The following is a 14,259-nucleotide window of genomic DNA, read 5'->3' on the forward strand; positions in this document are numbered from 1 at the left end:
GGTCTATCCGCGCAACTGCTTGAGCTTGCGGTACAGCGTCGCGCGACTGATGCCCAGCGCCTCGGCGGCGGCCGAGACATTGCCCTGGTGGCGCGCCAGGGCGCCACGGATCAATTCCAGTTCATTCTCGCGCAGGCTACCGGCAGCAGTAGTACCACTGGACAACTCGTCGAGCAGGCAATCGGTCAGGTGATCGAGCCCGAGCACCTGCTCACCCGCCTCGCGCATGGCCAGCGCGGTGCGCAATACCATCTCCAGTTGGCGGATATTGCCCGGCCAGTCGAAGCCTTCAAGCAGGGAGGTCAATGCCGGATCCAGGGTGACGCCGCGGGCGCCGAGCTTGTCCAGCACCCCTTCGATCAGGGTGCCGAGGTCATCACGCTCGCGCAGGGCCGGCAGGCGCAGGGTCACGCCGTTGACGCGGTAGTACAGGTCTTCGCGAAAATGCTGTTCGGCTACCAGCCGCTTGAGATCACGGTGCGTGGCGCAGATGATCGCCACGTCGATGTCCTGCTCCTCGCCGGCCCCCAGCGGCGCCACACGGCGCTCCTGCAGCACGCGCAGCAGCCGGGCCTGCAGGGCCAGTGGCATGTCGCCGATTTCGTCGAGGAACAAGGTACCACCATGGGCCTGCATCAGCCGACCGACCATGCCGCCGCGGCGCGAGCCGGTAAACGCGCCATCGCGGTAGCCGAACAGCTCGGACTCGATCAGCCCTTCGGGAATCGCTGCGCAGTTGACTGCAACGAACGGCTTGTCCGCGCGCGGGCTGGCTTGGTGCAGGGCACGCGCCACCACTTCCTTGCCTGTCCCGGTTTCGCCCAGCAGCAGCACCGGCAGCCCGTTGACCAGGCCCTGGCGAGCCATGCGCAAACCCCGCGCCAGACGGCTGTCGCCACCGCCCAGTGCATCGAGCGCCGACCACTTGACCGCCGCAACAGGCTTTGTCGCGACGGTCGCGCCCAGGTTGCCATGGCGCGGCAGTTGCAGCACCCGAACGAAGAATTCCCCTTTGGCGGTCTGCACACTGCTCATCCCGCCCTGCAACAGGCGGTTGAGAAAGGCCGGCGAACGCTCGCCGAGCAAGTCGCTGCAACGTCGGCCGATCAAGCCAGGGCGTGGTAGCCCGAGCAACTGGCAGGCATTTTCGTTGGCTGCCATCACCTCACCATCAAGGCTCAGGGCCAGTAGCCCATGCCAGGCACTGCCCAGGTACTGCGGGCGACTGTGGAACGCCAGCACCAACTGCTCGGGGTGGTACAGGCCGAACAGCCGACTCTCGATGTTGCCGGCGGCAAGCATCAGGGTCGAAAGGCTGTCTTGCGGCTGGCTCATCACCCCTTCGCGGGTGATGTCGAGCACGCCGATCACTTCGCCGCGTGGATCGCGCAGGGGCACCGAGGTGCAGGAGAACGGGCTGAGGCGATCGAGGTAGTGTTCACCGCAGTTGATCAGGGTGGGCCGCCCTTCGACCACGGCGGTGCCGATGGCATTGGTGCCGCGCAGCGCCTCGCTCCAGCAACTGCCGGGGTGCAGGTCGCGCAGGCCATTGCGATTGAGCACATGGGTCTGCCCTTCGATGGCCAGCACATTGGCCTGGGCATCGCCGAGAATGATGATTCCGCCCTTGCCCTGGCGCTCGACCAGGTAGTCGAGTTCGGGGGTGACGGCGTCAATCAGCGTGCGGTTGAGCTCGAGCAGGGTCTGCAGGTTCTGGCCGTGCTCGACGCCAAGGCCGACCTGTTCGCCTTGCAGGCAGTCCAGGCCATGGCCGTGGCTGCGCCGCCATGAGGCATCGATCTCTTCGCGCAGCATGCCGGAAGGCAGCTCGCCCTCGTTGGCCAGGTGCAGGCGGACCTGGCGGGATTGCTGCATCGGGTCGTGGGCGTCTGTTATGGGTGATTGTCGCGCCATCGTTTACTCCAGCTGTACCCCGGAACTCTGCGCAGTGTGCGTCAGCCTGACGCATACGTAAAGCGGGCTGCGGCTGTGGGTGGCGCAGGCTGTGCCGGTGTCTGCGGGCAAGCCCGCTCGCACGACGAAAGCGCCCGGCCACAGCGTCTTTTTCGATCCGCGGGTGCACAGGGTCGCTTGCTCGGACCGACCGAACCTGCGCTCAGGGCGCCCTCCGACCATTTGCCATGGGCTGGACGAATCAACAGCGATACAATCCAGGCTTACCCACGCCAGTGCCCGCCATGATCCAGTCAGACCTCGACCTCTTCGGTTCTCAGCCGCAATCGCTGGCCAGCCAGGTCATGCTGTTGCCAGGCTTTGCCCTGCCCGAGGTCGAAGCCCTGCTCGATGCCCTGCGCCCAGTGTTGCGCGCGGCACCCTTTCGACACATGCAGACGCCCGGCGGGCTGCACATGGCCGTCGCGCTGAGCAATTGCGGCAGCCTGGGCTGGGTCAGCGACGCGCGTGGCTACCGCTACAGCCCGCTGGATCCGTTGAGCGGCAAACCCTGGCCGGCGCTGCCCGAGGTGCTGTTGACGCTGGCTGCGCGGGCCGCTTCCCAAGCCGGCTTCGACGGGTTCGTGCCGGATGCGTGCCTGGTCAACCACTACCTGCCCGGTACACGCCTGAGCCTCCACCAGGATCGCAACGAGCAGGATTTCAGCCAGCCTATCGTGTCGATCTCACTGGGGCTGCCCGCCGTCTTTCTGCTCGGCGGCATGCAACGCAGCGACCGGCCGCAGCATGTGCCGCTCAGTCATGGCGATGTCATGGTATGGGGTGGCGAGGATCGCCTGCGCTTTCATGGCGTGCTGCCGATCAAGCCGGGCAAGCATGAGCGGATGGGGGAACGACGGATCAACCTGACCCTGCGCAAGGCAGGTTGAGTGACCGTACCGAATGAGATTCGGCACGATCACTCAAGGAGCATCAGCGACTGGCCTCCAGCACCTGGTTCAATGCCGCCCCGTCGATACTCAAGGTCGCCGAATCGAACATGCCGTTGACGTAATTGCGCACCAGTTGCTCCTGGCGTTGTGCCCTGAGCAGTTGGGTCAGTTGCGGTGTCACCTCCTCCAGGGTTGCCGCCCGCGCCGGTTGCTGTTCGACCAACTTGATGATGTGCAGGCCCGCCGCCGTGCGCACCGGTTCACTCACTCCGTCGACCTTGAGCCGCGTCACCACCTCACGCACTTCAGGTAGCAACTGGTCGAGCGCCTGCAGCCCGCTGTCGCCGCCTTGGGCGGCAGTGCCGGTGTCCTGGGAGTGCTCGCGGGCGAGCGTGGCGAAATTGCCGTCGCGTGCTTGCTTGGCCAGGGCCTGGGCCTGCTTGACCACTGCCTCGTCGTCCTTGGGATTTTCAACCCGCAGGAAAATCTGGCTCAAGCGATAGCGTACCGGCAGGCGCAGTTCGTCCTTGGTGGCTTGGTACGCCTGCTCAAGCTCTGCCTGGCTCGGGTAATCGTCAGGCACTCGGGTGACCGAAGCGAGGTAGTCGCGCAATACGATCTGTTCGCTCACCGCACGGGTCTGCGCCTCGACATCTGGACGCTGTGGCCAGCCCTTGGCTTCGGCCTGGCGATACAGCGCCTTTTCTGCCAGGCGTGCGCGAATCCATGCCTCCAATGCCGGACGATCGCCACGCAGGTGCTCGCGGGTCGGCTCCGGTAACTGCGCCAGCAGCGTCTTCAGCTCGTCGCTGCCGACCTTCTGTTCGCCCAGGCTGGCCAACACCGGCCCTTTGACCTCGGTCGCCGCCGGGTGCGCTGCGGCGACCGGCTCCTCCCCCGGACGTAGAACAAGGGCGACAGCCACGACAATGACGGCCAGCGCACCCGCGCCGGCCCAGAAGGTACGGGAAGTCACGAAGCAGTCGCCGCGCCAGCCACCTGTTCGGTCTGGTCGGCGACATTGCGGCTGTAGTCGCGCAGGTAGACGATGAACTCCTGCAGCAGGCGATCCCACAGCACCAGGCTACCCAGCAGATGCGCCTCGCTGACGCCATCGGCCACCACCACGTCCTTTTCCATCACCAGGAACTCGCCCTGCACCGACAGCCGGGCGAAACGACGGCTGGCGTTCCAGCGCTCGGCCAGCCCGGCCGGCAGCTCGCCCTGGATGCGCAACACGCAACTGAAGGTAAAGTCGAGGAACTCACCCTCCTGGTCCTTGGCTCGATTGCCGAACCGTACTGCGTAACCCACGCCCTGGCTGGCGCTGAGCAGCTGCACGACGGCATTCTGCTCGCTACGATTGACCCGGTAGCCGGCATCCTGCAGCAGCTTGGTCAGGGAATCGGCGCTCACGGTTTCGATCAGGGTGACTTCGGTCATGTGTAGCCTTCCTTGTGGTGATGAAACAGCTCGGATTCATTCACGCGCAGCAGGAAGACGGCTATAGCGGGGGCTGGCAAGACATCAGCGCTGGCGAATTCCCTGCCTCTGCGACCGTCCATCTGCAATCGCGCGTGTCGATATCAAGTAGTAGCACAAGGATTGCGCTCGGCCAGAAATTCTCTTTGCCCTGGCACCGGCACAGCGTAGCGAACCCTATCCTCCGCCCTTTCAAAGCCCGGTGCTTGTGTGTAAAACGGTCCAATCATCTTCTTCGACGCAAGGACCTCCAGCATGCGCTACCGCCCTCTCGGCCGCTCCGGCCTGCAAGTCTCAGCCCTGACCCTGGGCAGCATGATGTTCGGCGAACAGACCGATACCGAGGCTTCGCTGCGCATCATCGACCGCGCCTGGGACCAGGGCATCAACTTCATCGACACCGCCGATGTCTACAACGCCGGGCGCTCCGAGGAGATCGTCGGCGAAGCGGTGGCACGCCATCGCCAGGACTGGATCGTTGCCTCCAAGGCCGGCTACGGTCCGGCAGACGGCCTGCCCAACCGCAGCGGGCTCTCACGCAAGCACCTGTTCAATGCGCTGGAGGCAACACTGACGCGCATGGACACCGACTACCTGGACATCTACTACCTGCACCGCGAAGACCACAAGGTACCGCTGGAAGAGACCGTGCGAGCCATCGGTGATCTGCTGCAGCAAGGCAAGATTCGCTATTGGGGCGTGTCCAACTTCCGCGGCTGGCGCATCGCCGAGATCTGCAACCTGGCCGAACGCCTCGGGGTGCCCAAGCCTGTGGTGAGCCAGCCGCTGTACAACATCGTCAACCGCCAGGCCGAGCCCGAGCAACTGACCGCCGCGGCCTACCACGGGCTGGGCGTGGTGCCGTTCAGCCCCCTGGCCCGTGGCGTGCTCAGCGGCAAGTACGCGCCAGGCTCGACCCCTGACGCCGGCAGCCGCGCCGGGCGCCAGGACAAGCGGATCATGGAGGTGGAGTGGCGTCAGGAGTCGCTGGCCATCGCCCAGAAGATCCACGCCTACACCGACGCCAAGGGCGTAGGTATCGTCGAGTTCGCCATCGCCTGGGTGCTCAACAACCAACTGGTCAGTTCGGCCATCGTCGGGCCGCGTACCGAGGCGCAGTGGGAAACCTACGCCGGAGCGCTGGAGGTCAACATCACCGCCGAGGACGAAGCCTTCATCGACTCGCTGGTAACCCCTGGGCATGCCTCGACGCCGGGGTTCAATGACGTCGCACACTTTGTCAGCGGACGCTTGGCGCGCTGAAGTGCGCCGCCGTTCCTCCCGAACGAAATCGATGATCGCCCGTGACGCCGTCGACACTCGTCGGCGGCTCAGGTACTACAGATAGCCTCCCGGATAGGCGACTTCTGCTACTGGATACGCCGTAAACGCTCTATTGCAGGCCATTGGGGAGCGACAAGCGGGGATACCGGTCCCCCCTTTCCCCAATGGGACAGGTATGGTGCAGCCCATCGTATTACTGCACCCAGAGGCTTCAATGACACTCGAGCACCTGTTCCGCCCCGTTCAAGTCGGCCCCCTCACCCTGCCAAACCGCGTCTTCATGGCGCCCCTGACACGCCTGCGCAGCCTGGAACCGGGCGATGTACCCACGCCGCTGATGGCCGAGTACTACAGCCAGCGTGCCAGTGCCGGGTTGATCATCAGCGAAGCGACACAGATTTCCTTCCAGGCCAAAGGCTATTCGGGATCACCCGGTATCCACACCGACGAGCAGATCGCCGGTTGGCGCCTGGTCAACGAACGCATCCATGCAGCAGGTGGGCACAGCGCGGTACAGGTCTGGCACACCGGGCGTATTTCCCACACCTCGCTACAGCCCGGCCAGGCCGCGCCGGTTGCGCCGTCGGCATTGCCCGCCGATGCCCGCACCTCGCTGCGCGACGCACAGGGCAATGTAATTCGCGTCGAAACCTCCGCGCCGCGGGCGTTGAGCGAAGCTGAAATCGCCGACATCGTCGCTGACTTCGGCCAGGCGGCCCACAATGCGCAGCACGCAGGCTTCGACCTGATCGAACTGCACGCCGCCCATGGCTACCTGCTGCACCAGTTCCTCTCGCCCAGCGCCAACGTGCGTGAAGACCGCTACGGTGGCAGCGTCGAGAATCGCGCACGGATCGTGCTGGAAGCGGTGGACGCCGCCATCGCCGCCTGGAGCGCCGACCGCGTGGCGATCCGCATCTTCCCGCTGGGGCCGTTCAATGGGGTCGACAACGGTGAGGATCAGGAAGCCGCAGCGCTGTACCTGATCGAAGAACTGGCCAAGCGCAACCTGGCTTATCTGCATCTCTCGGAGCCGGATTGGGCCGGAGGAAAGCCGCTGCGTGACGAATTCCGCGAGGCGATTCGCGCCGTGTATCCGGGGGTGATCGTAGCGGCTGGCGGCTACACCCCGGAAAAAGCCGAGGCGCTGATTGCGCGTGGGCTGATCGATGCGGTGGCCTTTGGGCGCAGCTATATCGCCAACCCGGACCTGGTGGAACGCCTGCAGCAGCAAGCGCCTTTGAACGAGCACCGCGCACAGTTCGATTACGCCAATGGCGCCGAAGGCTACACGGACTACCCCGCGTTGCGCCGGGCTTGATACCGGAGCTATGCAGGCGCGGACTTGACCGCGCCTGCAGGCGATAGCTCTGTGAGAGCAGGTTCAGCTGCGAAGCCGTTATCCCGCTGCGTGATCGGGTTTGCGTTCGCTTTGAGCAGGTGCAGGCTTGCTCCCAGACAACCGCCAGCTCACCCCGGTCACCCCATAACGCTCGGCCATGGGTCGACTCACCTTCTTGATCTTCTCTCGTCCGAACTTCGGAATGATCCCGACCCCTGCATCACAACTGGCCCAATGCCAAGCCTCGGCATTGTCCATTCGCTCCGATCGAATGATGAAGCTGCGCGCCTCGTCGTGCAGCGTGTATTCGATGATGTACAACTGTGGGGCTGGCATCACGGGCCTCCTCTTCTCCATGGATGACTACTGATTGATCAGGGTTTTCCGTGAAGATTCAAAAGATTATCGAACCCGCTGAAAAACCCTGCCAAGGCTGCACCGTCTGCAGCTGAGCAGCCGCTTGCTCATTGACTGCGACCACCGCCGTGGCTGTTCTGGCCACCCCGGCGCCCGGCTTCGGAAGCACGAGCTCGATCATTGGCGAAGTTGCCCCCCGAATTCTTGCCGCCCTTCTGGCCTGCACGGGAAGCCCGCTCGCGGTCGTTGGCAAAGTTGCCAGGGTTGGTTTCCTTGGTGCCACCACGTTGGCTTGGGCGATCCTGGTCGTGTGCCATGTCATTTCTCCTTTACGGGTCTGTGGCGTAAGGCACGAATACGCGCCCCACAAGAGTTCCGAGCGGATGTGCGACGATCTGCTCCATCACATTGCAGGCGGACTGACCGGCGGCGCTAAAAGGCGGCGATAGCGAACGCTTGCGCACCAACCTCTAGGCCGCCCTCCAGCGCAGGCTTCAGGCATGCACGCTCCACTGCACCACATCGGCCGCGACCGGCAGTTCGTCGATGGCATGGATCATTCCGCTGGCCAGGGCCTCACGTGGCCCGAGGATGCGTGGATAGGCCATCAGGTAGCGCACCACATCCAGGTCCTCGGCCGAGCCTTGCGTACGTTCGGCGACGATCTCGGCATACAGACGCAGGTCGTAGTCCAGGCTCATGGCGTACTCGGCCATGCGCGAGTGGTCCACCGAGCCGTGCAGGGTCCAGTGGAACGGGTGAAAGAGGAACTTGCTGTACTGGCAAGCCGTACGATGGCTGCCGGCAAGAAACAGGATATTGCCCATCGACTCGACGGTGCCGAGGTTATGGGTGTGCACCGGCACCGGCTGGCCAAGCAGGAAGTTGTACAGCGTGAAGCCATAGCTGCACTCGCCGCCCATGGTGGCGATGTTGATCTGCAACACCTCGGCGCCCTGCTGCACGGCACGTGAACAGGTACTGATCAGGTTGCCACAGGTCGAGGAATTGATCGGGCCGGTGAAGTGAATGATATGTCGGGCCATGCATACCTCCAGGGTCGTCCATCGAAGACGATGGTTCAGTCGGTCGGGCTGGCGATACCGGAGGCAGCGTGCAGCCGCTGCAGAAGGTCCGGCATTCGGTGGAATCGTCTGGCCCGGCAAAGTTCCCCCGCAACTCCCAGCCCCGCGCTTGCCGGTGACCACCGACGGCGGCGCGCCCCTGCGCAAGGCTGCCTGGGCCGCGCCGTGCTGTGGCATCATCGACGCTCCGACCGCCCGCGAGCGCCTGTGCATGCTGATCGACGAAGAACTGACCCTGAAGAAGCTCGAGACCTTCCTCGCCTTCATGCGCAGCGGCAACCTGGGCCGTGCCGCCAGCGAACTGTCGACCAGCGCGGTCAGCGTGCACCGGGCGATCCACTCGCTGGAAAACGCCCTGCGCTGCCCGCTGTTCAAGCACGAAGGCCGCCAGCTGATACCGCTGGAAAGCGCCTATGTACTGGAGAAAAAGGCCCGACAACTGCTGCAGGACGCCGAGCAGATGGTGCGCCAGACCCGCGAGGCCGCAGGTTTCTATGCCGAACGCTTTCGCCTCGGGGCGCTGTACTCGCTCACGGTCAAGACCGTGCCCAAGCTGGTCATGGGCCTGAAGCTGCGCCGCAGCGAGCTGAACATCGACCTCACGCTCGGCTCGAACGTCGACTTGCTGCACCGTCTCAAGAACCATGAACTGGACGCCATCCTGGTCTCGCTCGACGACAGCATCAACGATCCGGCCTGCGAACACCTGGCGCTGTTTTCCGACGATATCTTCCTGGCCGTACCGACCGACTCGCCGTTCGCCGAGCAGGCCGAAGTCGACCTGGCGGACCTGGCCGACTCCACCTTCATCACCCTCACCCAGGGTTTCGCCACCCACCGGGACGGCGCGCGGGTGTTCGAGCAGGCCGGCTTCGAACCGAAAGTGGCGATGCAGGTCAACGATATCTTCACCCTGCTGAGCATGGTCAGTTCCGGGGTGGGCTATGCCCTGCTGCCGGGACGTATCGCCGCGGTGTACGAGAACCGCGTGCGCTTGATCGCGCTGCAACCGCGCTACCGGTTGCAGCAGCACATCGGTGCGGTGTTTCTCAAGGCCCGCGAGCGCGAGCCGAACCTGCTGGCGCTACTGGCTGAATGCCGGATGTACAGTCGCGAAGGGTGACAGCCCAGGCCGACTGTCCTCCTCATCCAACCAGGCCGCGTACACAGAAATACAGGATCGACGGCCCCATCAGGCACCCCAGCCCGGTATGGAAGGTGGCGGTCAGCGCACCATAAGGCACCAATCGCCGATCCGTTGCAGCCAGCCCGGCCGTCACACCGGAAACGGTCCCGGCCAGGCCGCCGAACACCATCGCCGAGCGCGGGTTGTCCAGGGCCAGCATACGTGCCGACACTGGCGTGAACACCATCACCAGGATCGCCTTGATCAGGCCTGTGGCAATCGACAAGGCCATCACATCGGAGCTTGCACCCAGCGCCGCCCCGGTCACCGGTCCGACGATATAGGTCACCGCGCCCGCGCCGATGGTGGTGATACTGACCGCATCGCGATAACCAAAGGCCCAGGCCACCGCCGCGCCGACGATGAACGGCAGCACAGTGCCCAGCAACAGCGCCACCGCGCCAATCATCCCGGCCTTGCGCGCTTCGGTGGCCTGCACTTCGAAGGCGGTGGCGACGATGGCGAAATCGCGCAGCATCGCTCCCCCCATCAGCCCAATCCCGGAAAACAGCGTCACGTCCGCCAGGCCTTTCTGGCCGCCGGTCAGGTTGCCGCCGATCCAGGCCAGCACCAGGCCGATGACGATGGCGATGGCGATGGCCGAGCCGTGCACGCGGCCGAAGGTGAGGTATCTGGAGAGCATCACCGATACCCACATCACCGCACCGACGACGGCGAAAGCGGTGATCAGGTCATTGTGTTCCAGGGCTTTCTCAATGAGCGGCCACATATCAGCGACCTCCCGCAGGTGCAGGCTGCACCGAGGCTGGCGGTGTCGCATCGAGCGCCGGCAGCGGCTCGCCGCGGTGACTGCGGCTGATCAGCGCAATGGTCGCGCCGCACACCAGCACCGCACCGACCGCGGCCACCACGGCCACAGGCCCGCCGTGCAGGGCAGTGACCACATTCTGCTGGGCCGCCATGGCCACCACCACCGGGATGTACATCGCGCCCCAGAAACCGACGCCGAACTCGCACTCTTTGCTCATGCCACCCTTGCGGTGCATGTACAGCCGCGCACAGATCAGCAGGATCATGGCGATGCCGACCCCGCCCACATTGGATTTGACGCCCAACAGCACGCCCAGGAAGTCGCCGACGATAACGCCGGCCAGCGTGCACACCGCCAGCAGAGCCACACCATAGATGATCATTGTTGTTGTCCTCAGGTTGTATCGAAGTTGTTTGTTGTTGTCCTTCGAGCTACAGCGCGGTCATCGGTTGTCGGCCACCTCCTGACGCAACAGTGCATCGATGCTGTCGGCACGGGTGGACTCCACGCTCAGCACCTTTCCAGGCTCGAAGACTCGCCTGGCAAGACCCGTGAGTACGCTGCCCGGCGGCAATTCGAGGTGCAGGCGCACACCGCGCTCCCAGGCGCCACGCAGGGTCGCGCGCCAGTCGACAATGCGAGCCATGTTGCCGGCCAGGTCGTCGCGCAGGCGTGCCGGATCGAAAATCGGTCGTGCCGTGCTGCCGCTGAGGTAGGTGATGCGTGGGCGACGCAGTTCGACCTCGCAGAACGCTGCGGCCAGGGTAGCCGCAGGCGCCGCCAACAGAGGGCAATGCGACGGCACGCTGACCGCCAGGCGCCGGGCCACGCCCTGCCCCAGGCTGCGTGCGCGCGCGGCGACCGCTGTCATCGCTGCATCGCTGCCAGCGATGACGATCTGGTTGTCGCTGTTGAGGTTGGCGAGGTACACCTCACCCCCGACCGCTTCCAGCAAACGCTCGACACTGGGCAGGTCCAGGCCGCTCAAGGCCGTCATGCCGTAGCCTGTCGGATAAGCCTGCTGCATCAGCTCGCCGCGCAGCGATACCAGGCGTACGGCGTCCTCCAGTGCCAGCGCATCGGCGGTGACCGCCGCGGCATAGGCACCGATCGACAACCCGGCCACATACTCCGGCGCCGGGCTGCGTCGCATCAGCCAGCGCGCCCATGCCACGCCGGTCAACAGCAGGCACAGCTGCACGGCGCGGGTATGGCGCAACGCCTCGGCGCTGTCGAGCGTGAGCACCTGCTCGCCCAGCGCCTCGCTGGCCGCTTCGAGCAGATCCGAACTGCCCTCAGGCAGGCAATGAAGCATCCCCACCTGCTGGGCGCCCTGCCCCGGGAACGCGAACAGGCTGCTCATGCCGCATCCTCCTGCAGTTGCCATGGATCACTCACCAGACGCACGCCAGCCGCCGACTTGAGCAGCACCCGACGCGCCCCGCTGGCCCATTCGCGCAAGGCAACCGCGCCCTGGGGCGTTTCCAGTTGCGCATCGACGCGACAGGCCGCGCCTTCCAACTGTTTCAGCAGTCGAGCGGCCTGCTCACGAGGTATCGACACAGGGGCGCGCAGCAGCAGATCAAGATCGCTGCCAGCGTGCAGCACCTCGATTCCCGTCGCGAGCTGGAAACCCATGCTGCCGGTAGGTCCCCACAGCCACTCGCGATCGTTCAACCAAGCGCTGACCTGCGATAACGCACGCAAGGCTGGCGACGACAACTCGCCCTCCCCGCGCAGCGCTTCGGGGCTGACCCAGCGCTCGATGTCCAGCAGGCGCATCTGCCAGGCAAAACGCTGCTCGCGCCCTCTCCCGCGTACCCCGACCGCCACCTGGTCCGGTGCCACCAGCGCCCGGCGCACTACCACCGGCTCGCCGGCTGCCAGCACCGAGTGCACCCAGGCAGGCGCATCGGCAGGCAGCATGGCCGGAGTCATGCCCCAGAGCAGGTCGTGTGGGCGCGGGGCGTACATCTCAGGCCTCCTGCCATTGGCTGCGCAGGCGCTGACGCACCTCGCGGGAGGCGCTGCGATGCTCGCCGTTCAGGCGGCTACGCAGGTCGGTGGTATCGCCAATGTCGCGCACGGCATCGATCAGGCTGGCACGGACCTGTGCCAGATCCCGGGCGGTCGGCGCCTGCGCGTTATCCACGGCAAGACGCCTGTGCAGCAGCCCCAGTGAGGCGTAGCTTTTCAGGTCGTAGGCCATCGGCGGCACTTCGGCGGCCAAGGCTTCCAGGTCCTCGACACTGCGCAGGGTGATACGCGCCGCTGCCGCCTTGCCCATCGCATGCACCATGACGCCACTGTCATCCAGCGCGATCAGTCGTTGCGCCTGGTAGCCGTGGGCAAGAAACGCCCCGGACATCGCCTTGCCCACCAGCAGCCCGATCACCGGATGCCCGGCCAGGCGCGCCTGGGCATACGCTTCCACCGCACCGGCCAGGGCCTGGTGGATACCCAGCGCTTCCTCACGCCGCCCGTAGGCCTGGCTGGGTACATCGATCAGCGCAACCAGCACGCGCTTCTCACTGTCGCGGTCGGCCTCCACCGCCTCGGCGACCGCCTTGGCCAGGCCCCAGCCTTCAAGCAGGCCAACCTCGCCGCTACGGGCGCGTACAAAGGGATTGCGCGCATCGGGCACCACGGCGATAAAGCGCGCCAGGCGATTGTCCAGCTCGCCATCGACCACCTGCACCGAGGCGGGGAAGCCTGGCAGCGACTCGCCGCCGGCAAGGCCCTGCAACCAGTTCTGGGCACGGTTCATCAGGCATCTCCTTGATAGAGGGCACGCACGGCGGCGGCATCGAGTTGCGGGCAGTCATCACCCAGTTGCGCCAGGCGCTCGAGAAACCACTGATGGCGGCTGGCACGCTGCGCAGAAGGTGCGTCCAGCAACGCCAGCAACTGGCTGCGAACAGCCTCGACGTCATCGGCGACGTAGCCGTCCGCCAAGCCGCTGGCGTGGCGCTGCTCGCCACCGGTAAGGCTCCAGATGAAAGGCCGGTCACGCGAGTCGTACTCACCGATCCCCGCTTCCTGCTCGATCACCTGTGGGCCATTGAGGCCCAGGCGTGCTTCGCGGGTTACCAGCAGATGGCTGCACAGCCCGGCGGCAATGGACATGCCGCCGAAGCAGCCGACTGAACCCGCGATCACGCCAATGACCGGCCGGTAGGCACGCAGTTCGACGATCGCGGCCTGGATCTCGGCAATCGCCGCCAGGCCCAGGTTGGCCTCCTGCAGGCGCACGCCCCCGGTCTCCAGCAACAGCACGGCGCAGGTGGGGATGCCGTTACGGTTGTCTTCGGCGGCCAGTTCCAAGGCGCCGGCGATCTTCGCGCCTCCCACCTCGCCCATGCTGCCGCCCTGGAACCCGCCTTCGATGGCTGCGACCACGGCGGGACGGCCGTCGAGCGAGCCCTTGGCGATGACCACGCCGTCATCGGCCTGCGGCACGATGCCTTGGCGTGGCAGCCAGGGCGACATCAGGCGGTCGAAGGGGCCAAGCAGCTCGCGGAAACTGCCCGCATCGAGCAAGGCCCTGGCACGCTGGCGGGCCCCCAGTTCGACGAAACTGCGGCTGTGCAACAGGCGTTCGTTATCAGTCATGGCCGATCTCCTCGAAGCCTTGTTCCAGGCGCAGGCGCACCACGCCGGGCGTAGCGCCGAAATCATGGATGTCGATCTTCAGCGCGGGCAAGTTGCGGCCGTCGAACAGGCGCTGGAACAACTGGCTCCAGCGTGCCTGGCTGCCGTTGACCGAGGTCACGACCTGGATATCGAGGCTGCCGGCCTGGCCGGGCTCGATCAGCACCTCCAGGTCGCCGGAGCTGACGCAGCCGACCAGGGCACGGCCACGGCCCGGTTGCGCAGCGGGGAATTGAAAGTTCAGGGTTTCCATG

The 14,259-nt window shown here is 65.4% G+C and carries 16 protein-coding genes and 1 pseudogene; 4 read left to right on the forward strand and 13 right to left on the reverse strand.

Going from position 1 to position 14,259, the window contains the following annotated elements:
- Positions 1–3: 3 nt before the first annotated feature.
- Complete coding sequence (locus IAE40_RS01595; protein WP_197889657.1) at positions 4–1,914, reverse strand: sigma-54-dependent Fis family transcriptional regulator; 1,911 nt, start codon at positions 1,912–1,914, stop codon at positions 4–6.
- A gap of 284 nt (positions 1,915–2,198) precedes the next feature.
- On the opposite strand from IAE40_RS01595, the gene alkB reads away from it, so the two are divergent.
- Entirely contained in the window at positions 2,199–2,843 is a 645-nt protein-coding gene (gene alkB / locus IAE40_RS01600; protein WP_065862838.1) for a DNA oxidative demethylase AlkB, read from the forward strand.
- Between the two features lie 43 nt (positions 2,844–2,886).
- Here the strand turns inward: alkB and IAE40_RS01605 are convergent, their stop codons facing one another.
- A complete protein-coding gene (locus IAE40_RS01605) occupies positions 2,887–3,822 on the reverse strand; it encodes a peptidylprolyl isomerase (RefSeq protein ID WP_153773574.1) in 936 nt (311 codons plus the stop codon).
- The gene (locus IAE40_RS01610; protein ID WP_200602508.1) at positions 3,819–4,289 is read right to left on the reverse strand and encodes a YbjN domain-containing protein; all 471 of its coding nucleotides are present in this window, start codon (positions 4,287–4,289) and stop codon (positions 3,819–3,821) included. Before IAE40_RS01610 ends, IAE40_RS01605 begins: the two co-directional genes overlap by 4 nt.
- 294 nt (positions 4,290–4,583) lie before the next feature.
- Here IAE40_RS01610 and IAE40_RS01615 point away from each other — a divergent pair, with 294 nt between their 5' ends.
- Together IAE40_RS01615 and IAE40_RS01620 are read left to right on the forward strand one after the other, a co-directional pair.
- Entirely contained in the window at positions 4,584–5,591 is a 1,008-nt protein-coding gene (locus tag IAE40_RS01615; protein ID WP_054891328.1) for an aldo/keto reductase, read from the forward strand.
- 235 nt (positions 5,592–5,826) lie between these two features.
- Positions 5,827–6,933, forward strand: a complete 1,107-nt coding sequence (locus IAE40_RS01620; RefSeq protein ID WP_151924743.1) for an alkene reductase — start codon at positions 5,827–5,829, stop codon at positions 6,931–6,933.
- A gap of 78 nt (positions 6,934–7,011) precedes the next feature.
- On the opposite strand, the gene IAE40_RS01625 is transcribed toward IAE40_RS01620, so the two are convergent.
- The 3 genes and pseudogenes from IAE40_RS01625 to IAE40_RS01635 all read right to left on the reverse strand — a co-directional run bounded on the left by IAE40_RS01625 (position 7,012) and on the right by IAE40_RS01635 (position 8,357).
- Positions 7,012–7,290, reverse strand: coding sequence for a DUF6555 family protein (locus IAE40_RS01625; protein ID WP_153773571.1), 279 nt, complete (start codon positions 7,288–7,290; stop codon positions 7,012–7,014).
- Positions 7,291–7,418: 128 nt separating this feature from the next.
- Positions 7,419–7,574: pseudogene (locus IAE40_RS01630) on the reverse strand (general stress protein); the annotation flags it as partial.
- Between the two features lie 231 nt (positions 7,575–7,805).
- Positions 7,806–8,357: an ATP-dependent Clp protease proteolytic subunit gene (locus tag IAE40_RS01635; protein WP_054891324.1), complete on the reverse strand. Its 552-nt coding sequence runs from the start codon at positions 8,355–8,357 to the stop codon at positions 7,806–7,808.
- Between the two features lie 250 nt (positions 8,358–8,607).
- Here IAE40_RS01635 and IAE40_RS01640 point away from each other — a divergent pair, with 250 nt between their 5' ends.
- Positions 8,608–9,519, forward strand: a complete 912-nt coding sequence (locus tag IAE40_RS01640) for a LysR family transcriptional regulator (protein WP_054891430.1) — start codon at positions 8,608–8,610, stop codon at positions 9,517–9,519.
- Between the two features lie 22 nt (positions 9,520–9,541).
- On the opposite strand, the gene madM is transcribed toward IAE40_RS01640, so the two are convergent.
- The 7 genes from madM to IAE40_RS01675 are packed head-to-tail and all read right to left on the reverse strand — an operon-like array spanning position 9,542 to position 14,258.
- Positions 9,542–10,312: a malonate transporter subunit MadM gene (madM, locus tag IAE40_RS01645; protein WP_200602509.1), complete on the reverse strand. Its 771-nt coding sequence runs from the start codon at positions 10,310–10,312 to the stop codon at positions 9,542–9,544.
- Position 10,313: 1 nt separating this feature from the next.
- Positions 10,314–10,736 (reverse strand): malonate transporter subunit MadL, encoded by a 423-nt coding sequence (madL, locus tag IAE40_RS01650; RefSeq protein ID WP_063544829.1) that lies wholly within the window; start codon positions 10,734–10,736, stop codon positions 10,314–10,316.
- Between the two features lie 60 nt (positions 10,737–10,796).
- A complete protein-coding gene (gene mdcH / locus IAE40_RS01655) occupies positions 10,797–11,717 on the reverse strand; it encodes a malonate decarboxylase subunit epsilon (protein WP_200602510.1) in 921 nt (306 codons plus the stop codon).
- Positions 11,714–12,328 carry a malonate decarboxylase holo-ACP synthase gene (locus IAE40_RS01660; RefSeq protein WP_200602511.1) on the reverse strand — a complete coding sequence of 205 codons (615 nt, stop codon included), beginning with the start codon at positions 12,326–12,328 and terminating at the stop codon, positions 11,714–11,716. Before IAE40_RS01660 ends, mdcH begins: the two co-directional genes overlap by 4 nt.
- 1 nt (position 12,329) lies before the next feature.
- On the reverse strand, positions 12,330–13,121 hold the full coding sequence (gene mdcE / locus IAE40_RS01665; RefSeq protein WP_200602512.1) for a biotin-independent malonate decarboxylase subunit gamma: 792 nt from the start codon (positions 13,119–13,121) through the stop codon (positions 12,330–12,332).
- A complete protein-coding gene (locus IAE40_RS01670; RefSeq protein WP_200602513.1) occupies positions 13,121–13,966 on the reverse strand; it encodes a biotin-independent malonate decarboxylase subunit beta in 846 nt (281 codons plus the stop codon). Before IAE40_RS01670 ends, mdcE begins: the two co-directional genes overlap by 1 nt.
- Positions 13,959–14,258, reverse strand: a complete 300-nt coding sequence (locus IAE40_RS01675) for a malonate decarboxylase subunit delta (RefSeq protein WP_200602514.1) — start codon at positions 14,256–14,258, stop codon at positions 13,959–13,961. Before IAE40_RS01675 ends, IAE40_RS01670 begins: the two co-directional genes overlap by 8 nt.
- Position 14,259 lies beyond the last annotated feature (1 nt).

The sequence above is a fragment of the Pseudomonas sp. S44 genome, from assembly GCF_016624805.1.
Lineage (GTDB): Bacteria > Pseudomonadota > Gammaproteobacteria > Pseudomonadales > Pseudomonadaceae > Aquipseudomonas > Aquipseudomonas machongensis.